Genomic DNA, 23,185 nt, shown 5'->3' on the forward strand with positions numbered 1-23,185 from the left:
AATAAAGACAATAAAGACAATAAAGACAATAAAGACAATAAAGACAATAAAGACAATGGAAAAGCCAAGCATTAATTTAGATGTGCCAGGGGCGTTGTTTGAGTGATGTTACACAAAGTGAGAAGACGGCAGAATGATTTCTAAATTTTTTATTGAGCGGCCTATATTGGCAAATGTTATTGCGCTACTCATCGTGTTGCTGGGACTGGTGGCGATTATTGCCCTACCGGTATCTCAATATCCTGCTATTGTTCCCCCAACCATTCAGGTGACAACCACATATCCTGGTGCTGATGCAAAAACATTAATCAAAACCGTCGCCCTGCCCATTGAGCAGCAAGTAAACGGGGTGGAAAACATGTTGTATATGCAATCCACCAGTACGGATAACGGAACCTATACGCTAATTGTTACTTTTTCTATTGGTACGGATCTTAATTTTGCACAAGTACTGGTACAAAACCGGGTGCAAGCTGCTATGGCGCAGTTACCACAATCAGTGCAAAAACAAGGTGTGGTGGTACAGCAAAAATCGACGGCAATTTTGCAATTTATTACGCTCACGTCCAAAAATGGTGAATACGATGGGCTGTTCCTTGATAACTATGCAGCAATTAATATGCAAGATGAGCTGGCACGGCTGCCTGGTGTAGGTAATGTGATTATTTTTGGAACCGGTACTTATGCAATGCGTGTTTGGCTGGATCCTAAAAAAATGTTGGCCTACTCACTGAATCCAAGTGATGTTCTGCAAGCCATTAGCCATCAAAACCAAGAGGTTGCTTCCGGACAAGTTGCTGCGCCACCGGCGGTAGGGAAGCAATCGTATCAATTTACAGTGAATGTGCCGGGACAACTTGCTGATGCAAGTCAATTCGAAAATATTATTGTGAAAACAGTAGCGCAGCAACCCAATCAAAGTGCCAATCAAAGCAGTAGTGCGCAAATTGTACGCATCCGTGATGTGGGGAGGGTCGAGTTAGGTTCGAACAGCTACAGCCAGCTGGCAAAACTGAATAACAAACCGACGGCTGCTATTGGTATTTATCAACTTCCAGGAGCAAACGCGCTGCAAGTTGCAAACGAAGTGCGTAAAGCCGTGACAAAAATGGCAGAAAAATTTCCTCCAGGTATGGAGTATACCATTCCTTTTGATACCACTATTTTCGTAAAAGCATCAGTTGATGAGGTCTATAAAACTCTGTTTGAAGCAGGTATTTTAGTTTTAATTGTCATTCTACTTTTTTTACAAAACGCGCGTGCGACCTTAGTTCCGACGACCACCGTACCCGTGACCATAATTGGTGCGTTTTTCGCCATGTTTATTTTGCATTATTCCATCAACTTATTAACTTTATTTGCACTTGTTTTAGCAATCGGAATCGTGGTTGATGACGCGATCGTTATTGTCGAGGGCGTGACCCAGCATATTGAGCGCGGTACTAAGCCCAAACAATCGGCAATTAATGCGATGGCCGAATTAATAGGGCCTATTATTGGCATTACGCTGGTATTAATGGCTGTCTTTGTTCCCGCCGGTTTTATGCCAGGATTAACCGGCTCGATGTATGCCCAATTTGCCTTGGTTATTGCCGCAACGGCATTTATCAGTGCGATCAACGCCATGACCTTGAAACCCACTCAATGTGCGATGTGGCTTAGGCCCGTTGATACTAAGAAAAAGAAAAATTTCATTTTTCGTTTATTTGATAAATATTACTACCCTATAGAAAATAACTACATTAACTTCATAGACCGACTTGTTCATAGAAATAAGGCCGTATGCTTCGTTGGTATTGCCCTCGTAGTTTTGGCGATTATCGGCTTAAGTCGCATCCCAACGGGATTTATTCCCATTGAAGACCAGGGTTATGCGATGTTGAACGTACAATTACCCGATGGCTCCAGTTTAGGGCGCACCGAAGCGCTGTTACATGATTTAAGCGACCAAGTTTCCAAAATTGGCGGTATAGAAAATGTCATTACCATTGATGGGATCTCTCTATTAGATAATAGTGCAAGCCTTGCCAATGGGGGTGTTCTGTATGTAATGTTTAAAGATTGGAGTGTGCGCGGTAAAGGTGAGGATTTACTTTCCTTATACAATAAGCTGAATGAGATTGCCGGAAAAACCTTAGGCGCTAAAGTATTGGTGATGATCCCGCCACCCATACAGGGTTTAGGTACTTCAGGCGGCTTCCAAATGCAACTTGAACTGCAAGATGGCTCATTTGATTATCGCAAATTACAAGCAGCGACGGATCAGTTGATTTACTATGCAAGCCAGCAACCGGAGTTGCAACGATTGATGACTTCATTTCGTGCCTCAGCACCACAGCTTGCGGCGCCAATCAATCGGGTTAAAGCAGAAACGTTGGGCGTGACTGTTGGCGATGCAACCGAAACATTACAAACTTATCTGGGCTCCTCTTATGTGAACCTGTTTTCAAAATTCGGACAGGTCTTTCAAGTTTATGTGCAAGCGGATGCGGACTCACGGATGACGGTTGGTGATGTACGTAATTTCTATGTTCGCAATAAAGCCGGTGAAATGGTGCCATTAGGAACACTGACCGATATGTCACCTACAGTAGGTCCTCCGATTATTTCCCTGTATAACTTATATCCTTCCAGTAATATTTATGGAATGGCGGCGAAAGGTTATAGCTCGGGTCAAGCCATGCAGGCGATGGAACGCGTTGCTAAAGAAGTGCTACCCGCAGGCGTATCTTATGAATGGACGAGTACTGCCTATCAGGAAAAAATTGCCGGGAATATGAGTTATTATATTTTTCTCCTGTCACTCGTTTTGGTGTATATGATTTTAGCGGGACAATATGAAAACTGGATCGCACCGGCAGCGATTTTGTTAAGCGTACCGTTAGCCTTAATTGGAACTGTATTGGCCTTATCTGCTTTGGGTCTTTCCAATAATATGTACACCCAGATTGGGATATTACTGTTGATTGCCCTGGCGGCTAAGAATGCCATCTTGATTGTAGAGGTGGCACGAGAAGAACATGAGCTACATAATAAATCGGTTATGGAAGCTGCAGTCATTGGTGCTAAGACCCGTTTTCGCCCTATTTTGATGACTTCATTTGCATTTATTCTCGGTGTGATGCCGCTCGTTTTCGCTACTGGTGCTGGTGCCAACGCGCGACGCTCGATTGGTATTGCCGTGTGTAGCGGGATGCTGGCATCAACCTGTCTGGCAGTAGTCTTTGTGCCGGCCTTTTTCGTGATGCTGGTCACTTGGCAAGAAAAAAGAAAAGCAAAGAAGAATGCCAAGGCGGATCATTTGCATGAAGCTGGGCTGTAGGCCCACAAGTAACCTCCAAACATCACCATTTCCGAGCATTTAATTGTAGCCTGGGTGCAGCGCAGCGAAACCCGGGATAGTAATCCCGCGTTCAGCGAGGGATCTCCAAACTATAGCCCCCTGTTTATTATCCGCTGGGAGATCTCTCTTTATAACTCGAGATGATGCTAGTGTATCCGGGGTTTTGCCACAGCCAGGACTAAATTTTTCTCTGTTATTGTTCTAATATCGTTAAAAAATCTTGCTTACTATCAATAAATTGCTCAATTTGTTTGGACGTAAGGTTTACATAATATTTTAGTGCTAAAATATAATCATAAGGGCTAATTAGGAGACGGTGTATGTCACTCTCAGTAAAATACTCAGAAGTTGTTGGCGATAGTCCAGTGGGCTGTGTAGAGAGATTCCTTGCCTTGAATGAAGAGCCTGATGTTCAAATAGCAATTTATCAGAAATTGCTCTATAAAAATGGTGAAGGAGATAGGGACGCCTTTGCTGTCTTAGAGGAACTCAAAAAGCATGACTTTCCGAAGGCGATGAAAGATGCAATGGCAATCGAGCAACAGCGATATAATGTCGCCAAAGCCAACGCCATCTATCAAGATTACCTCTATCAAAAAGTTTTGGATAAAGTAGTAACCGCCAGAAAAAGAGATACCAGAGAACCAATACTGCAAGATAATTTATTATTCGATCCACAAGGACGTTTGGTTTACGAGTTAAGATTAGACGAAGCCGAACAAGAAGAAGTTCTGAAAAAGATTGAAGCAGCTCTAGGGAAGCCAGTAGCTGATGTTAGAGATCGCGGACAAGTCAAAGCCGGTCTCAACGAGGTTCTAGGCGGTCGTACACCAACGAAAACAACCTTATGTTCTATTGATTTATCTAGTGCCCCAGAGCAAGCTCCTGCAAAAGGCGCGGATGTTTATAAAGCATTACAAGAACAGTATCGCCTAAAATACGGTCTTCTTAACAAGATTCCTTCCGAGCAAAGAGGCAGTATTGTTGCTTCGTTTGAAGAAGCATATGCTCATATGTCTTTAATGGCTAAAACATATGAAGGGCTTGCTATACGCTACAATACAGATGCTCAGAAAAACGTAGTGATTAGTGCGGACGCTTGGCAACAGATTCAAAATAACGCCGCGCAAAAACTGCAACGCGAAGTGGCTAAAGTTTATAACGATGCTGTAACGAAAGCGACTGATAAAAAGACAAAGGTTGTTGATGTAGAAAAACTGAATAAAAGTTTAGCGAAAGCCAGGACGGGCTTAGCCGCTACTGCAAAAGAAGCACTCATGGAAGGCGTTGTTGGCCATTTAAAAGCAGAAGGGTTGGGCCGAAATGATGTTTTAAGGTACGTGCAAGGACTTTGCAGTAAGATGGACAAACATACTGCAACTAAGCGCACTGCTACAGGATACGATTATTTCCACACCTCAGACTATCTGCAACAGGGTATGCTCATCAGTGGCACCCAGCAAACCGCACATGAAAAACCTGAGTTTCTAAAAGACTCAGAAGATCAAGCTGCTTATAGACGCGTTGCCTATACCTATCGAGATGAACATGGCGAACTGAATCCTACTTCAGCGATGAGTGCGCGTGTTCCCTCTCCAGCCCTAGTTTTCCATAAAATACCAACGGCAGATGATAAGGGAAAGCCTACGCTTAGGTCAATGACGGACAAGGAAATTAAAGACGACCTAGTGCAGAAATATGGTTTCCTTCATGATCAAATGCGTGACATGCGTGGAGGCAAAGATGGTCCTGTCGTTGAACATTTATTTACTTCATTCCATTCAGCCGCATTTGAATTTGTAGGTGATAGAAATAATAAGCAAAGAGCTAGCGCGCTATACATGATGCGGGCCATGCATGAATTTAATGCGCAACATTCACTATCCGCGTTGCAAGCTCAAGTTAAAGCGCTTAAAGAAAGAGTGCCTGTTCCGCACGAAGAAGAGGCTGCTTGGGATAAAGAATACGCAAGACTGGAAAAGGCGATAGCATCTGCAGAACAACATAGATATAACTTTTTATACGTGCAAAATATAGGTACCAATCGTCATACTCGGGATTTAGGTTATCGGGTAGATAGAAGCTTTTTAGATGTCACCGGCTCTGTGGAGATGGATGATATTACTTTGAGCACCGAAATGGCCATGCTGCATACTCTGCAGGAAAATAGTGCCTTTTTAAGTCCAGAAATAAGACAGGACGTTGTCGCCTTAAATAAAAAAATACTTAATAATTATAATCATTATTTAGACAGGGAACCAAGAGAAGAATATTTTGCTGCGTCAGATGAGGGTTTGGGGACAATTGCTGAAATTAGGGAATTTAAAGATAAATTAAAAAGTCAATTACCAACTGAACTTGATGAAAAAACTGAAGATTTACCCACCGTAGCCTCTAATGCTTTGGCACGAATAATTGCTACCAATCAGCATTGGGACTCTCGTTATGGCCAACTTGCGCAAGCTCTGAGTATGTATATTGAACAGGCATCAACTGGCGGCTGTAAAAGTGGTAATGAGCGCAATCAGGATGTCATGTTACGCTATTCATTATTGAAAAGTATTGATGAGCGTGTGCAGCACGGCGGTAGGGCTAAACTAAAGCCACATGAAGAGGCTATTTATGAGCAACTAACCCAATATGCGAATGGTAACTCAGCTGATCCAGATAAATTACGTGCTGCAATCGCTGTCGGCGTAAGTAAATGCAACCTGCATGGTGGTGCTGCGTCCATTTCACGTGATGACCAAGGTGGCGCTGCGAAAGTTAGTAGTTTCTCATATGTACAAAATATAAAAAATCCTCTCGCGAAAGGGATTGCGAGTTTCTTCGTAGGTTTAGCGAGTTTGGCAGCAGGTGCAGTAGGTTTAGCTCTTACATGTACTGCGGTACTAGCCCCATTGGGGATCCCCCTGATGAAAAAAGCGAAGAATTTTGCGGTGGATCAATTAATTGACACCAATAATGCAGCAGATAGAGAGATGAATCTTGATGCTACTGGTGCTAGTAAAACCCAGGCACATAAAGGCCAGGATAAACTAACTCGCAAAGCAGCACTTAAAGTACTAGGTAAAGATCCATTATTCGATGAGAAAAAAGGCGGACAACCAATAAGCTGGTGGGCTGGAGAAAAAGGTTTGTTTGAGAAAGGCAAGGTGGCGAAACTAGAAAAAGAAGAGTTTAAACAACGTCTCAAAGAACAACGAAAACATCAAGGAGCAGTACGAGAGGAGGGCATACGTAGAGACGAGCCACAACATCCTGGAGAAGATTTTGGTGTTGGTAGTCCAGGTGTTTTAAGAGATGGATTAAGGTTTACACACGCTGGCAGTGTAGAAGAACCAAAGAAAAAAACAGTAGTTTCACCTATGGGTAATCTAGACAGCGGAGTTGATGTTGGAGTGCATTCAGATCCCACATCTACAGATCCAAGTGTAGTTCGAAGAGTAATATAGTAACTGTGGTAATTGTTTTCCCTGGGTGAGGGTGAAGTCCGTAACCCAGGGCAATTAAACATTAACTAAGTAAAAAATTTATTTTCATTCAAACTACAAAGCGCTCTAATTTGCTCTTTTATCTCCTCAGATAATGAAGTTAATGACAAGGTACTCAAGGCCGCACTTTGATATAAACGTCTTATCTCGGGATTTTCTATAGTTTCTAAATGCAGGGCAAGGGTTCGCACATCCCCTCTTACCAAGGGACCGGTGAGTGAGTCGGCAATGTGTTCGGTTTGTAATAAATTATTTAAATTTCCTTGCATTAAGTTGACCATCATTGTTCGACTGTGTTGGGGAGGAATTCCTGCTTGCAGAAATAATTCTTCACTACAGGCTGCCAAGGTAATTAAGTAATTTGATGCCATGCAAGCGGCGGCATGGTAGGCGGCTTTGGCTATAGGTTCGATTGCAATGAGCTGAGCGCCTAATTGGGTAAAAGAGCTTGTTAACCACTCACAAACTTCGGCATCACCTTCTAAAACACAATCGAGATTCTTAAATGCCGAAGAATCGAGGTAATTGGTTTTGAACGCTTTAAGCGGATGCAAACTGGCAACGAAGCAGCCTTGTTTTTTTAAGGGCTTGAGCAAATCAGAATTAAGCACGCCGCTGCAGTGAATAACAAATGAGTTTGGTTTTAACACCTGGGATTGCGCCAGTGTGGCTACCACATCGCTCATGGCATCATCATTACAGCAGAGCCAGGTTACTTCAGCAGCAGGTAAAAGCTCTATTTTAGCGATTGCCTGCCCAAGACCAAGTTCCAGGCAGGCCTTTTGCGCGCTTTCTAAACTACGATTACAAATGGCAAATGAGCTGATAAGTTGCGCCTTAGATAAGGCCAATACTATATTTTTACCCAATCGGCCTGCGCCTATGATATTGCATTTCATATTTTTTTCTTGCTAAAAAATCTATTTATGAATTCCCGGGTTCCGCTGCGCTGCACCCAGGCTACAATTTTAGGTATTAAAAATGCATTTTTTGTAAAAATGCATCACCATTAGTTGAAATATTGGTATAATACTCCCAATCTGTCATGTTGAGAATGAATTATGCCTTATTGGGTACAGGGAAATGCACAACAAATTTTCCATGCATTTGGACAGGACTGGGCTATTGCAGAAAAAAAAGATGACACAAAAATAGTTTACAGAGATTTTCCCGCCGTTAATTTTCTAGGTACAGTTCAACAAGCAATAAGACATTTTAAGATTTGGTATACCCAGTCACAAGGCAAATATTATTTACAAGGAAATATGACTGCCGGTAACTCGGCCTTTTTGTTTGGACCTAATCCGCTCAAAAAAGAGGGGGAAGATCCAGACGTTAGCCATACGAATTTAGTGCGTCAGAGTTTTTCCTACGTTAATGATGCAGGAGAGAATTGTGGGCTATTGGTGATGTATCGCAAGGATGATCCGACACAATGGGTCATGGTTCTAGGCAAAAATGGCCATGCAGTTCCCCAAGATAGGTCGATTTTCTGTTTATCCAGTTTTGATTTAAGCCCATTTATTAAAGTGCCTAATTCTGGCGTGGCTGTTTCCGTAGTCCCCTCTGTAGAACCGCTATTACAGCAGCTTGGTTCTACTTTGCCCCGTTCTTTATTGCAACATGCAGTCAATGGGGATAATGCAATTAATTTACGTGTTCAACGTATTGCGTTGTTGATGCGAAAATTACAAGTCAATGAAGAAAGCGTAACGCTGCGCGGGCCTATTCCGTTTGCTGAACTTAATTTACCCGCATTGTTTGCAGATAATCTTGCCCTAGATAGGATTGTTCAATATAAAATACAAGACGAATTTTCTTTGTCGGGCAACACACTCAAAGATTTGTTGGCCGACCCGCCCAGTCCATTACGCCAGGAGCTTGAGGCACTGCAATTCACCGATGATGAGCGCATTAATAAAAGTTTATTAAAAATTATCATCGTATTTTATGAAAAAGGATTGCTGCAACAAAATCGGCAATTACTCACTAATCGAGAGCTGATAAACAAATTCAGCGCTTATATGTGGGATGAAACACAAATTAAGTTAATCCCCTTCTTAATAGAGCAGGAATATTCTGATGAAGAAATTCGTCTTATTTTATCGAATGCTGCTTATTATCAAGCTTTAAACAGGCTCATTGACTTGGAGCCAGCACTTGCTATAGAGGCCAAAGAATGTTTTAAAGATCCTGCAAAACTTGCCGAATTAATGACCATTCATAATTTCCCTGATGAAGACTGTAAGCGGCTGTGTTTGATTTTCTGGGTTAAAGAAAATGAGTTAGGAAAAGAGTTGTCTGTGGATGCGTATCAGCATATCCGTGCTGAAGCAGAAGCCTATCCTTTAATGGCCTCGAGTCTAGTTGCTTTAGATCAAACAAAAACTATTGATATTAAAAAACTAGAGCAACATGTTTTAGACCCTCACCTGCATTTACAGGACTCAATTAAACATCATTTTGCTAAAGAGTTCGAAGGGTATGCTGCGCTTGGTGCGCGTTTATATCAATTAAACACCCAAGAGTTGCTGGCTGCAAATACAGCACTGCTTCTATTAAGGAAAACGGGCGGTATTACGCCTCAAGAATATCAGTTGGTATTAGGGAAAGATAATAAAGGACACGCCTTGCGTTTACTTTTGCCGCAGTTGGCTCATATAGAAGATGAAACTCATAGAAAAACATTGATAAAAGTTCTTTATGCCGGGGTGATCGGAGTACAAACTCAAGGGCATCAAGTGCAGGACATCAAAGATCCACAGCAATTGGTTTTAGCTCAATGTTTACGCGAGCGATTTATTTGTGTTACGTTAATGCAGAATTTCGCATTAATGTCGGATGTAAAGCACAAGGCAGCAATGGTTGAGTTGGCGGCAGAAGAGAGTGAGCGAGCCAACCGTTTCCGACAAGTGATTTTGCAAGTTGAGGCACAATGTAATGTAATTTCTGAGCGTTTGTCCAGTTCCGAATCCTATCAGAAAATGCATGGTGAATGGAAAAAGGCACAAGAGTCATACAGAAAAAAGTTGTACATGCTTGCTTATGATGGGCTTATGAATCCCCATACAAAAGTGCGTACGCGATTACAGGCAGCTGAAAAGGATATTCTTAAGATCGTCGACCCTCAACTTGAGCCGGGAATCTACAAGGATGTAATTGACGTTTTAATTGCTATTGCTAATATATTCATAAGTGTCTTTTCGCTTACTGGAGCGAATAGACTTAAACATCACTGGACTGGAAATTTCTGGTTTTTCAATCAATCAGCCTCCGGAGAAGAAATAAGAGCGGTGGATAGGAGCGTACTAAAGCTTATCGCACCAGAAGAAGCGGAAGAAGCAGAAGTTGAAGAAGAGTACGAAAATGGTATTTGGTCAATAATGCCATTTGTTAAATGAGTTAAATCCAATGTAGCTAATGAACGCTACAGCCTTTAGCCTGGGAACCCATCTCCCTCCTGGGCGGGGCATCTTTGCCTTAATTATGATGGTAATTTGTGTGATCCGGAACTAGAAAACCCTATCAATGTTGCAATGGTTTTCTTTACTGAAATGCCCTGTATGACCTGTTTTTCTGTTTAGTTTCCTTGTTATCTGTTTGAAAATTATTCTTGAACTTATTGAATATTTCTGCCTAATATGAACTATTCTAAAAGGACGACTGTGATTTAATGGACTAAAATATGGGAATTCCAAAAAAGGCACTTTGGCATAGTCAACTCAAATATTCAGAAAAGATTTCGGATAGCTCTCACGAAACATTTCAGGTTAGCTTTGAAGAAGATGGTGTCACCAAGGATGCTTTTTTTAAGAAATTAGAGCCTAAAAATCACTATCCTGAATTATTAGCCAAAATTAGTGTAGCAACTTCATCCTTCAAAAGGGCCTTCCAAGGAAAAAGATCTGCAGAAGAGCGCTTGGTATTTGCCAAGCATGATCTTGAATTAATGCCCGATAGTGAAGAAACGCTAAAAGACAATACTCTTTATATTAAATTAGAGAAGGACTTATTCCACTACACTGTTAAAACTCCCGAAGGCCTAATAAAAAAAGATACCATTGCGGTCAAAGATATAAAAAACTTTAAACCTGAGCTGCCTTTAAGTGAGCAGCTGCAAACGGTAAAGGATAATATCTTAGATATCACCACGCAAAGAGGCCACACTAAAGATCGATTAATTGGTACGCTTTCTATTGGTGTTAAGGATTTTAAACCTTTTCATTTTCTCAGCCAGGGCACTCCCGTTAATAGTACTTTAAGGGAACAAGTTGCCCCCAGTGTAAAAAAACTCATCGAAAAAAACGTCATGGAGCTTTTGGTCGGCCGATGGTTTCTTGATGATGATGATTCGCATCCGCACAACCTGAGTTTGGCCGGTGATATCGATTTTGATATGTTTTTCTATTGGTTCACCATTCACATGAAAGAACCCAGGAAGGTGATAGGCGTTCCTAAAAAGCATGTTAAGCTCACCGTTCGTGATTATGCGGCTTTTCCTAATGTCCAGGAATCCATGCCTTATCATTGGCCATCTTACCAGCATCCAGGACAGGAGACTATTCCGGTAATTTTGCCCCTACAAGAACAAGCTCTTAAGAAGCTACCTAAAGCGTATCCGGAGTATGTTGAATTCGCGCGCTTGGCTCAGAATTCTATTGCTCAAGAGCAAAAACTGGCTGCTGTTTTAAAAGCATTATTAACATTTCAGCCAGAGGTACAACGTGAGCGTTTAACCGAACTTTTTGGTGATTTACCGTTAAATTACACCTCTTTAGATGAAACAGATCCCAGCTTAAGAGCAAAATATGAAGAGTTGTATCCCCAATTTTGTAATGCAGAGAGCGACAAAAAATCATTTGTTGATTTTATGATGGATTTATATCAAGAACATTTCGACAATTTATATCGGGTTGCTGTCTTCTATATGGGATGTTCTGATAATGGTTATGGGGCATCACTGCTACCTACTTATCAATCTCTTTATCAAAAACCTTCTTTTTATCGGAACATAGAGGAATGGGTCAAAAATGAAAATGAAACGACCTATGCAAGTGATGAGGATCCGAAATATAAGCTCGATGAGTTACAAAAACGATATCATCAGGTTTGGCGTGATGCGTTTGCTCCAACAATAAAAGAGTTGATTCACAGTTCATACCGACTAATGAAATCGGTACTTAAAGATGCGACCAAGCCTCCGCACGTACAAATTTCCGAATTCGGTAGCAAAGAAGCTACAGATGAGACGTTAACCAGTGCCTGGGAGTTATTTGGAAATCTCCCCTTACTCGATAAGGAAGCAATTGTAGCAAAGCTTAGTGTTGATAAAGACAGTAAATTGCGCGATGCGGTACCGGCATTAGTTGCTTTTATTAATGAGTTCCGAACAGTAGTTAAAACCTATTATGAAACGAAACGTGAAAATCTCACTGAAGAAGAGAACCTTGAATTTTCAGATAAACTGAGTTCACTGTATAAAACACATAATCTAACAATTTGCCAAGCCTTAGCAAATACAACAACCCATGCCGCTGAATTTAATAATATGGCTGAAAGCCTTAAGTTAATTGCAGAACAGGTCAGCTTCAAGTTGCATCTGACAAAGACAGATAAACTCATGGAAAACGCCGTGCTTGCAGTGAAAAGGGAAGTATTGCCTTTTACTCATGAAGATGTGAAAAACCAATATAATGATTCATTATTTGTTTGGGCAAAATCCATCAAGGCTGCAGATTTGGAACGCAACATTATAGAAATTATTGACAAAAAATATGCTCCTACAATAAGCACACTGTCATTTCGCCAAAGAGCCGAACCAGTTAAAGAGTATTTAAAAGCCAGCGCTAATGAACGAGGGGACAATCGTTTGGCTTATATTTTAAGCTCAGGATTAAGACAAGATGGGGAGTTGAATAAATTGCTTATCGAGCATCTTACTCCTCTTATTGTGCCCTCCATACCAAGTATTGATCTTGCCATAAGCGATAAAAGTTTTGAAAAAGGGATCGCAGATTTTACTCGTGATGTGGTGTACTTTTCTAAAAAGGACAAGCGATTTACTCATCCTTATAGCGATAGAGTTATTTCTGAGATATATAAAACCATGTATGATTGGGTAGATACCTTGACGGAACGATCATTTAAAAGCCTGGTCGAATCTTCGTTAAAAAAATATGAAGCAGAAAGATCAACATTAGGAAGTCTTTGGGTTGCATCTAGGAGAGCGGAAGTTGAAGGTTATTTAAACGGAAATTGTAACTCGAAAGTGCTCGCCCTGATCTTTATGAATGGATTAGACTCTTCAACACTAAGTGAGTGTTTGTTTACCAAAATAATACAAGCGATTAAAAAAGAAACAACTCAGCATGAAGCGATGCTCGAAAATGAAGGGTATAAATTCATCTCCGAATTTCCTTTGGTAAACCCCAAAGAACCCAAAGAACATCTCAAAGCCCTCAGAGAGCACTATATTATTAATCTGAAATATCATCATGAGTCAATTGCTGCGTCAAATCGTCAACTGCTACTCACGGAAGGTTGTACTTATTAAAACACGGTTAGACATATCTTTTTACATCGTTTCATACAGGAGATAGTTTTTTCGAGCGCGCTTATACTTTCAATGCATACAACTATGTTTGTGAGCATTGAAAGTATAGGTTATGATCCTTTTTTTTAAACGTTACAAGAGCTTATATGTCTTTTGATTTAATAAAAACATTGCCTCAATATCTAATCCCTAAACATGGACTTACGACTTTAGCTGGGTGTTTGGCTGATGTGAAACATGACAAGGTAAAAAATTACATCATTCAACGATTTATCCGTAAATATCAGGTCAATATGGGGGAGGCGTTGATTGAAGATCCAACGGCATATTCGTGTTTTAATGATTTTTTTATTCGTTATTTAAAACCAGAATGCAGACCATTAGCCAATACAGACATTATTTCACCGGTAGATGGGTGTGTGAGTGAAATAGGTGCCATTGAGCAAGGTCAATTAATTCAGGCAAAAGGACATCATTATTCAGTAGAAGAGCTGTTAATGTGTCGCAAAGATCAGGCCGCCCAATTTATTAATGGACGTTTTGCTACTTTGTATTTATCACCTAAAGATTATCATCGTGTGCATATGCCCATTGATGCTGAACTCATATCCATGACCTATATGCCTGGTGCTTTATTTTCAGTTCAACCATCAACTGTTCGTGTTGTACCTCGGTTGTTTGCACGCAATGAACGTTTGGCTGTCTTTTTTTCCACTAAGGCAGGTCCCATGGTGATGGTGATGGTTGGCGCAACAATCGTTGGGGCAATAGGAACCAGTTGGCATGGAGACATCAAACGCGGCAAAACCCGTGTTGATTTTGAATACAATCAAGACGAGCAGAAGCACATGGCCAAAGGTGATGAAATGGGGTACTTTAAATTGGGCTCAACGGTCATTTTGCTGTTTGCCAATGGGGAACAAATGAATTGGAATAAAGATTTAAAAGCGGGAAGCACGATACGCTTTGGTCAGGCGCTAGGAGAAACTAAATAGTATAAGTATGTAGCCTGGGTGCAGCGCAGCGAAACCCGGGATTAAGAAGTTTATTCACGTTGAGAAAACCCTGGGTTCCGCTACGCTGCACCCAGGCTACATGATATCTGGATCTCTCTTAATTTAGCGCAAATGCTGTACCTAAGTTTTTATGTCGTGCATTTTCATAAACTACAGCAGCAACGCTTACGTCCTGGATAGACAGCCCCACTGATTTGAATACAGTGTTTTGCTTTTTGTAATCTTTATTTTTATGCAGTAACCAAGGCCCCATCTCAATCATATCTTCTTGCTTTAACTGGTTTTGTTGGACCGCATGGATAATTTCACCTGCTTCGGTCATGACCGCGCTTAATTGATCGACGATCACAACACTGTGGTTCAGTACCTTATCGCTAATTTCTCGCATCTTGGGCGTGTGAGAGCCTATGGCATTAATATGTGCATGTGCTTGTATGTCTTGCAAATGGATTAAGGGTTCAGTGCTGGCCGTGGCTGTGCAGATGATGTCCGCATCTTTAATCGCGGAGGGGATATGCTCATAAACATTCACCATGTATTGGTTTGCGAGTTTTGCCGCGAATTGTTCTGCATTGTTTCTATTTCTCGACCATATGGACACCTGTTTGATATCACGCACCGTGGCTACTGCCTGTAATTGTGTTTCTGCTTGCACACCTGAACCAATGATGGCTACGTGATGTGCATCTTCTGTTGCAAAATATTGAGTTGCCAATCCGGAAACGGCCCCAGTTCTTAATGCAGTAAGGTAGGCTGCATCCATTAGGGCTTGGGGTTCGCCAGTACTGGCATCAAGCAACATAATAAAACCAGTAATTGAGGGTTTATTACGGGCGCTATTTTTAGGAAAAATAGACACTACTTTCAAACCTAAAGCCTTATCTTGAGCCAAATATGCAGGCATAGTTAAAGTAAGTGCCTCTTCTTCATCAATAGCAATCGCCGTTCTTAAGGGCAATTTAGCCTGTTGTTTGGCTAATTGCATAAAGGCATCTTCCATTGCCTTAATTGCTTGGCTCATAGTGATACTTTGTTTTACTTCATCTAGGGATAATAATCGAAGACTCATGATGATGTTTAACCTCCAAATTCTTTAGTTAACGCAGACAATAAAGTGGGGTATGTAAAATTAAATTGATATTCTGATAAGCGTTGAGGTGCCACGGTTTGCCCCGATAATAATAACTCCTCTCCCATTTGTCCGAATAAAAGTTTTACAACCCAGGCAGGCATGTGCAGAAATGCCGGTTTATTAAGTACCTGCGCGAATGTTTTGGTAAATGTTTTTTGTGATACACGCTCTGGTGCGACTAAATTCACCGGCCCTGTAATCTCCGGATGCGCGATTAAAAACATGATTGCTTTAACCAGATCCGTACTATCAATCCATGCTAAAGGCTGTTCTCCAGAACCAACGACAGCGCCCAGGCCATATTTTGCAGGCAATTCCAGTTTTTTCAACATCCCATCGCCACGTTTTAAAACCACACCAAAACGCATTAAGGTCACCGGCATTCCTTTTTCAAAAGCAATTTTTGCAGTTTGTTCCCACTGAGTGACAAGATGTGTCGAAAAGCTGTCTGCCGGTGAAGTAATCGAGGGTGTGGTTTCCGTAAAAATAAGATTATCTTCTGCTAGTGTGTGCTGTAATCCATAAATGCCTATAGCACTTGCATTATACAAATGCGGTTTTTTCGTTTTGGCTTTGACTCCCCACAGTACTAATTGGCTGGTTGTTTCAATACGGCTTGCAAGCAACCTTTCTTTGGTACTAGCACTCCAGCGGTGTGCAGCAATATTTTCGCCTGCTAAATTAATAATTGCTTCAAAGTCATCCGGATTTAATGCCGTCAGCGCATCCCAGGAAATCGCATGTACTGTATTTGCAAAGGTATGCTTAATTTTTTGTTCATCTCGTCCAAGTACATAAATATGATGCCCAGCTTGAAGTAATTCAGGCACTAAAGCTTGTCCAACTAAGCCTGTTCCACCGCTAATAATAATGTTCATAAGCGCGCCTCCTTTTCGCAGCGGTCTATAATAACTGAAGCAAAAATTAACTTATATCACACATCATAGTGGAAATTTTAGTAATTAGTAGAATTCTCGTTATCCCGAGCATAGTAAGCGTAGACTGGGTCAGGTTAAGCATTAGTAAATTGTAGCCTGGGTGAGGCGAAGCGGAACCCGGGAGCTCGGTGCATGATTTTTTATCTGAAACTCGGGTACGACTTCGTCTTCACCCAGGCTACTTTTGAGTACTAGCAAGCGTAGCAATTGCCTTAAGTTTTTAATTCAAGACAGTTTTTAGAACTTATTCATTCACTAGAATTAATTTTTGTGAACATGAGACGATGAGACGGGAAAAAGAATAATTTAAAAATTAATGGTACCGAGAAGAGGACTCGAACCTCCACGGAGTTGCCCCCACTAGCACCTGAAGCTAGCGTGTCTACCAATTCCACCACCTCGGCATTGTGGCGCTAAGTTACTCATATTTTGCTGCTCTGTCAATGTCTTTTTCAGATTAATATTGAGTACATTGTTCCACTTTAATTGGAATAGGGAATTCCCGCTTTTAAGATACGCTCTCTTACTCCCTGCCAGGCTTCTGTTGTGGGGGGAAGTTCGATGGCAATGATTTGCGCCGCAGATGCATCGGCCTTTCTTAATTGATAATATAAGTCAAAGGCTACTTGTTCTGGATGCTCTTGCAATCGATGAAAATGATTTTCAAGGACGCCTAAGGGGTTTTTGCTTGCGATAACATAAATTTCATCTGGTTTTTTTTGGCAAAAATGTGCGAGCGCTTCATAGTCAGCAAAATAATAGAGCGTTTTTTGGGGTTGATAATGACTTTCTAATTTTCCCGGGACGCGCAATGTATTTTCATGATGCAAAGATGGGGTCGCAATGACTTGTGCTATGGTTTTTTCATCAATAAGCCCATGACGTAAAATTTGATAGTTCTCCGCATGCGTTGCATCAATGATGGTGGATTCAATGCCCACAGCACATCGGCCTCCGTCCAAGATCGTTAATTCTTGATTAGGAAATGATTCGCTGACATGCTGTGCGGTTGTGGGGCTGACTTTCCCAAAAGGGTTTGCTGAAGGAGCAACCAGTGGGATGCCTAATTGGGTCAATAGTTCCTGAGCTAGGGGATGGGCTGGGCATCTGATGGCAACCGTAGTCTGGCCTCCCGTAATTACTGGATTGATTTGCTCTTGTTTGCAATCTAAGACAAGGGTTAAAGGACCTGGCCAGAATTTTTTAATGAGTTGCTGTGCATAGGCTGGTATGTTTTTGACCCATTGGTTGAGATCCCAAGCGTGGGCGACGTGCACTATTAGCGGATGGTTTAATGGTCTGTTCTTCATTGCAAAAACGGTGCGAATGGCCTGTTCATTATTAATAGGTGCTGCTAATCCATAGACCGTTTCTGTAGGTATGGCAACAGGTTTCCCTGCTTGTAAATCGCGGATGGCCCGATCGATTTGGGTTGTAATTAAAGGCATATACAGACCGTAGATTAAAAAGCCTACTATTTTTACACAAATTGAAAGAGAAAGCAGCTGTTTTGCCTTTTCAATTTTCCCCACATAAAATAGCGTGAGTGCGATATAAAAGTATTTTAATGTCTATGTCGAACTCATATTACAATAAAAAGAATATAAGTTATTAGGGATTTTTCGTGTTACTTGAGTTATTAGAAAAAACGGTGGATAGATTTTTCGCGCTTGTTCCTAGAGAGAAACCCTCCTTGGAGAGCGCTCAATCTGTACGTTTGATTGCCCACAGAGGGGCGCATAATCATGCGCAAGGTATTATTGAAAATACGCTTGCTGCATTTACTTTAGCAAAAGAGTTGGGATGTTGGGGAATTGAATTTGATGTGCACGCAACCGCAGATAAAGTGCTGGTAGTGAATCATGATCCCACATTAAAGCGTCTCTGGGGGCATGAGCAGGCAATTGCTAACCTGCATTTTAATGAATTACGAATACTGGCACCTCAGGTGCCTACGCTGAATGAAGTTGTTGCTGCCTATGGAGACAGCATGCATTTGTTTATCGAACTAAAAGCACCTTTTGAGGACGAAGATGCTTTGGTGCAAGCATTGAAGGGGTTAACTGCTGGTGAAGATTATCACGTACTCACTTTAGATTCCGAGGTTTTTGATTCCCTATCTCAATTCCCAAAGCAGGCACTGTTATTGGTTGCATCACATAATAATGTACATCGATATTGTAATCTCAGTTTAAGAGAAAATTATGGGGGCGTGTTGGGACATTATTTTTTGATAAACAATAAGACAATTAGTCGGCTCAAAGATGCCGAAAAAATTATTGGTGTGGGCATGGTCGATTCCAAGTTCAGCATGTACCGAGAATTAAACCGAGGAATAAATTGGCTTTTTACTAATCGTGCGCATGAAATGAACTTTTATTTGCGTCATTTTAAAAATCCGGCGTGTACATAATATGTTGACCGCTTGATATCGATATGCTCTGATAGAAATTAAGACAGATAGCTATTTTGATTGGTCCTGATTGAAAAATTATGGGTATTTATTTTTTTATTGTAAAAAGGATGTAGGTATGCGTTGGGCGGATAGATTTTGGACGGCAACTAATTGGGCATTTGATACGACAGTGCATGCAGTAGCAGATACCATGGATGTGTGTGGGACATTGGCGTGTACTCTTGGTGGGGCTGCATTTGCGGTGTCTAACATGCTGAATTTGGAGGCCGTTAGCGCATCCTATTACGGTGCAGTAAATGCTACAGGTAATTTTACTCTGGGGATTGATGTCACCAACGTAGAATCTAGTTTTAATCAAGTATTCCCTTTGACTTACAGTAATAGTGTTAATAATGGCACTACATATAACCTGACAGATTATATTGCTGCAGGTATGACGCAAACTGGCGGTATCATTTGTATGGCATCAGGTATGGTCTTAAAAACGGTAAGCGCGAATATTAATCAGTGGCAGGAGGGTCGGGAAGAACAGCGTGATTATGCCCACAATCATAAGCTGCAAATTGCCAAGCCCTATTGGAAAGAATATGCTTATGTGAGTGCGAAAGCTTTTACAGGTGCACTCTCTATGTCCATGCTCAGTACGACATTTGCAACGACGGCCCTTCACTTATACAGAACGATTCCTACTATTACCTATCCTCCTAATGGAGAGCATCATGTGTATGGAGCACATTATAACGGTCCAACTATATCTGTGCCTTTTAATATCGACATCGATTTAGGTGAAGATAATTTTACCATCCCACTGTATTTTACTGATTTAAATGTGTTACTCAAGAAGGCAGTATCGGTAGCTGCAAAGGCCACTTATGGCGGAGGTTTTTTCTTTAAACCGAATCAAAAAACACCAAGCCCTCCTCTGGAGGTTACAGAGAGCGTTTCTGCAGCAGTGGGAGGAAGTGCTTATCTGGCTCGTAATTTTTTTGCCAGAAAAGTCAATCAGATCCACATCGAAAGAATCCAAAAAGCAGAACCAACGGTTTATAATCAATTAGTTAATTAGAGCATTTAGCCTGGGTTATGCCGCGCACCACCCAGGCTACAAATAGATGCGCTGCATTAGCGTTCTAATATTGCCGCCACACCCATTCCGCCAGCCGTACAAACACTGATAAGGATGCGCCCTTGGCCTTGATTGGCAAGTATTTTGGCGGCAGCACCAACCAGACGCCCACCTGTTGCCGCAAAAGGATGTCCAAGAGCAAGACTGCCGCCTTTGATATTCATTTTTTGTGTGTCTATGCTTCCTAGAGGTTTTTTGAGGTGTAACACTTTTTGGCAATATTCAGCAGATTCCCAGGCTTTCAAAGTACATAATACTTGGCCAGCAAAGGCCTCATGAATTTCATAATAATCAAAATCCTGCAAACTCAGTTTATTCCTTGCTAATAAACGCGCGACGGCAATCGTTGGTGCCATCAATAATCCTGCACCATGCACGTAATCTACTGCTGCCACTTCGCAGTCCACAAAATATGCGAGAGGCTCCAGTTGATGACTTTGAGCCCATGCAGGAGTGCTTAATAATACGACCGATGCGCCATCGGTGAGTGGGGTTGAGTTTCCTGCAGTTAAACTGCCCTTTTCCGATTTATCAAAAGCCGGTTTTAAGGACGCTAATTTTTCTAAAGAAGTCTCTTTGCGGGTAATGGTATCTCGCTTTAAGGAAGCAAAAGAGGCAATTAAATCATCATAAAATCCTTCATCATAAGCTTGGGCGGCGTTTTGATGTGAGCGAAACGCCAATTCATCTTGAGCCTGGCGGCTAATTTGCCATTCTTTAACCATTAATTCGCAATGATCACCCATAGACAGACCAGTACGTGGCTCGCGCACTTCCGGCAATAGAGGCTTTAGCATTCCCAAGCGAAACTCTGTAAAGACTTTAAACTTTTCCTTCAGTCCTTTTGCTTGTTGAAATTTGATTAAAAAATGAGTCAGTCGTCTTTGTCCAATTAATGGAACATCGGAGTTAGTATCTGTTCCCCCAGCTATTCCCACAGCGATTTGCCCACTGGCAATTTTTAATGCAATGAGGTTTGCCGCTTCTAAACCCGTGCCACAAGCACGTTGTATCGTTAATCCAGGTGTTTCTGGAGATAAACTACTCCCCAAAACCGTTTCGCGCGACAGATTCCAGTCAAAAGGATGATTCATAATTGCGCCTGCAATAAAATCACCTAATAGCTCACCTTGAATTTGCGTTTTATTAATGAGATCAGCTAATGCTGCGCCTAACATATCCTGATTAGACTGGCCTAAATAGTAAGTTTGTGATTTGACAAACGGAGTGCGTGAACTACTAAGAATAGCCACTTTATTTTTGAGGCTCATAATAAATCCTTTTTTTGCTGCTTATGATTTCTAAGAATAGACTAAAATGATTCTGCAGCAAGTCATAGCCGCGCTCATATTTTAGAGTTCATCCGACAGATTACTCGAGCTTATCCTAATATGTTGATTTTTATTAATGTAGTTGGATACATCCATACTCCAGACCGAATGGTGCGCATCAGTTGCTAAGGCATTAAATCCAAAATCTTGATATAGCGTAGACACCATATTGTTTTTTTCAGTTGGGTAATAGTAGCCAATAATTTGTTTTATTCCTAAAGTATGGCACTTGGCCACCAGGGCATCGAACATGGCATATTCCATAGTTCTTTTAAGAACTCTGCAACTCATAAGCCATAGCTCAATATGACACTCTTTGTTTTTTAACTCGCCAATTATTATAGATATCAAACCATTATCACCAAATTTATCCTCTAGCTTGCCATATAGAGTTATGTAATTTGCATCCTGTGTAATGCTTGTAACGTCTGCCAAAGTATATCTTTTGGTAGTCAGATTAAATTGATTCGTTTTGTTAATGAGCTGGGTAATCCGCGCAAGATAAACTGGGGTAAATGCCTTGATCTCTGCATTCATTTCCAGGGAATGCAGGTATTCGCCATAATCAGTAAAGTGGGACTCTTGTGTGCGTCGTTCTTTATTTTTTTGATAAAATGCGCCGCGCTGTAGATCATCACTTGCAAGCGATACGGTTTCAAAATAATGATTTTTATCAATATGATCTATAAAATCAACGATGTCACTGCCAATTTCGGGCACGCTGACCATCGACAGATTAGAGCGGACAATGTGTCGCTCTGCTGGATTATCATCAATAAAAACAAAACTGTCTAAACCAAGACTCAAGGTGTCACTAATTTTGGCAATATTATGGTGTTTTGGCTCCCAATTTGCTGTAAAAGCTGCAAAATCCTGATCGATTAACACAGTATCCGGATGCATAAAGCCCTCTTTGGCATGATTCATGTCATTCTTTGAGCATACAGCAAGTACAACACCTCTATCCTTGAGCGTTTTTGCATACTGCTGAAACTCAGTATGTGCTTCGGCAATGGCGGTTTCTTTGCCTATTGCGATTCCATTTAAACCATCATCTCCTATCACCCCACCCCAACAGGTATTATCCAGATCCAACACCATGCATTTTTTTAATGCCCCAAACAGTGCCCCAATGATAGCGGATATGCTTTTGGCTAAGAACGGTATTGCGGTATAACTTAATGCATATTTGTAGGCATACCACATGCTTTTATCAAACCAAGTAGATAATCCTATGGATGCTGCCAAATAATGAATGTCGTTAATATAAAGGTTGGCTCTTGCTTGGGCCTCTTCAGCAAAAAAAGAATTTAGTCTATGAATGTAATGCACTGAGCCGCGAACATCATAAAAATCCAAATTACCTAATATCCGATTTTGCGGCAGTTCAAAATTATTTTGAATAATCGCACAATGATATTTGCTCGTCAGAGAAGACCATATACTAGAAAACTTCTGGAACTCATTATGAAGAATGATATCAATTTCTTCAGACGTGTGATGCATTGTTGGGTAATGGCTAATATTTTTATTCGTCGTGTGAATATAAATAATATCGGGATTAAATTGTTGCAAGGGCTCATTATCAAAAACAGCTTCTTCAAAATATTGATTATATTTCGACTCATAAAAGTTAGGTTTAATACCAATATCCAAAAGGAATAGTTCTAAAATATTTTTGATTTCTGCCGTTGTAGAACCACCCAAAATGGCTATATTCTTCGTAAGAAAATGTTCCTTCAACAGCAGTTCTTTCTTTATCGCGTGTTTCTTTCTTAAAATTAAATGTGCATCTAATGGATAATTTAACATCAATAACTCCCTTGCATCAGAACA

Annotated in this window: 13 protein-coding genes and 1 tRNA gene; 7 read left to right on the top strand and 7 right to left on the bottom strand. The window is 41.1% G+C overall.

What is annotated here, in order from left to right; translation table 11 throughout:
• The first annotated feature begins 133 nt into the window (after positions 1-133).
• Positions 134-3,322, top strand: a complete 3,189-nt coding sequence (locus tag BGO44_RS16785) for an efflux RND transporter permease subunit (protein ID WP_273201380.1) — start codon at positions 134-136, stop codon at positions 3,320-3,322.
• 341 nt (positions 3,323-3,663) lie between these two features.
• Entirely contained in the window at positions 3,664-6,798 is a 3,135-nt protein-coding gene (locus tag BGO44_RS16790; protein ID WP_273201381.1) for a hypothetical protein, read from the top strand.
• 65 nt (positions 6,799-6,863) lie between these two features.
• Here BGO44_RS16790 and BGO44_RS16795 read toward each other — a convergent pair whose 3' ends face one another.
• Positions 6,864-7,736: a Rossmann-like and DUF2520 domain-containing protein gene (locus tag BGO44_RS16795; protein ID WP_273201382.1), complete on the bottom strand. Its 873-nt coding sequence runs from the start codon at positions 7,734-7,736 to the stop codon at positions 6,864-6,866.
• A gap of 162 nt (positions 7,737-7,898) precedes the next feature.
• On the opposite strand from BGO44_RS16795, the gene BGO44_RS16800 reads away from it, so the two are divergent.
• From BGO44_RS16800 to asd, 3 genes are all read left to right on the top strand, one after another.
• A complete protein-coding gene (locus BGO44_RS16800) occupies positions 7,899-10,238 on the top strand; it encodes a hypothetical protein (RefSeq protein ID WP_273201384.1) in 2,340 nt (779 codons plus the stop codon).
• A 284-nt stretch (positions 10,239-10,522) separates the two neighbouring features.
• Positions 10,523-13,390: a hypothetical protein gene (locus BGO44_RS16805; RefSeq protein WP_058511375.1), complete on the top strand. Its 2,868-nt coding sequence runs from the start codon at positions 10,523-10,525 to the stop codon at positions 13,388-13,390.
• Positions 13,391-13,536: 146 nt separating this feature from the next.
• Positions 13,537-14,385, top strand: a complete 849-nt coding sequence (gene asd, locus BGO44_RS16810) for an archaetidylserine decarboxylase (protein ID WP_273201385.1) — start codon at positions 13,537-13,539, stop codon at positions 14,383-14,385.
• Positions 14,386-14,503: 118 nt separating this feature from the next.
• Here asd and BGO44_RS16815 read toward each other — a convergent pair whose 3' ends face one another.
• The 4 genes from BGO44_RS16815 to BGO44_RS16830 form a co-directional block, all read right to left on the bottom strand.
• Complete coding sequence (locus tag BGO44_RS16815) at positions 14,504-15,475, bottom strand: ornithine cyclodeaminase family protein (protein WP_273201386.1); 972 nt, start codon at positions 15,473-15,475, stop codon at positions 14,504-14,506.
• A gap of 8 nt (positions 15,476-15,483) precedes the next feature.
• Complete coding sequence (locus BGO44_RS16820) at positions 15,484-16,416, bottom strand: TIGR01777 family oxidoreductase (RefSeq protein ID WP_058511372.1); 933 nt, start codon at positions 16,414-16,416, stop codon at positions 15,484-15,486.
• Between the two features lie 377 nt (positions 16,417-16,793).
• Positions 16,794-16,880: transfer RNA gene (locus tag BGO44_RS16825), tRNA-Leu, on the bottom strand.
• A 78-nt stretch (positions 16,881-16,958) separates the two neighbouring features.
• A complete protein-coding gene (locus BGO44_RS16830; protein ID WP_273201387.1) occupies positions 16,959-17,924 on the bottom strand; it encodes an L-threonylcarbamoyladenylate synthase in 966 nt (321 codons plus the stop codon).
• A gap of 176 nt (positions 17,925-18,100) precedes the next feature.
• Here BGO44_RS16830 and BGO44_RS16835 point away from each other — a divergent pair, with 176 nt between their 5' ends.
• Positions 18,101-18,889, top strand: coding sequence for a glycerophosphodiester phosphodiesterase (locus tag BGO44_RS16835; protein WP_273201388.1), 789 nt, complete (start codon positions 18,101-18,103; stop codon positions 18,887-18,889).
• Between the two features lie 118 nt (positions 18,890-19,007).
• The gene (locus BGO44_RS16840) at positions 19,008-19,958 is read left to right on the top strand and encodes a hypothetical protein (protein ID WP_058511369.1); all 951 of its coding nucleotides are present in this window, start codon (positions 19,008-19,010) and stop codon (positions 19,956-19,958) included.
• 56 nt (positions 19,959-20,014) lie between these two features.
• On the opposite strand, the gene BGO44_RS16845 is transcribed toward BGO44_RS16840, so the two are convergent.
• Positions 20,015-21,289 carry an acetyl-CoA C-acetyltransferase gene (locus BGO44_RS16845; protein ID WP_058511368.1) on the bottom strand — a complete coding sequence of 425 codons (1,275 nt, stop codon included), beginning with the start codon at positions 21,287-21,289 and terminating at the stop codon, positions 20,015-20,017.
• A gap of 81 nt (positions 21,290-21,370) precedes the next feature.
• Positions 21,371-23,161, bottom strand: coding sequence for an HAD-IIIC family phosphatase (locus BGO44_RS16850; protein WP_273201390.1), 1,791 nt, complete (start codon positions 23,159-23,161; stop codon positions 21,371-21,373).
• Positions 23,162-23,185 lie beyond the last annotated feature (24 nt).

The organism is Legionella sp. 39-23 (genome assembly GCF_001897665.1).
In the GTDB taxonomy this organism is placed as follows: domain Bacteria; phylum Pseudomonadota; class Gammaproteobacteria; order Legionellales; family Legionellaceae; genus Legionella; species Legionella steelei.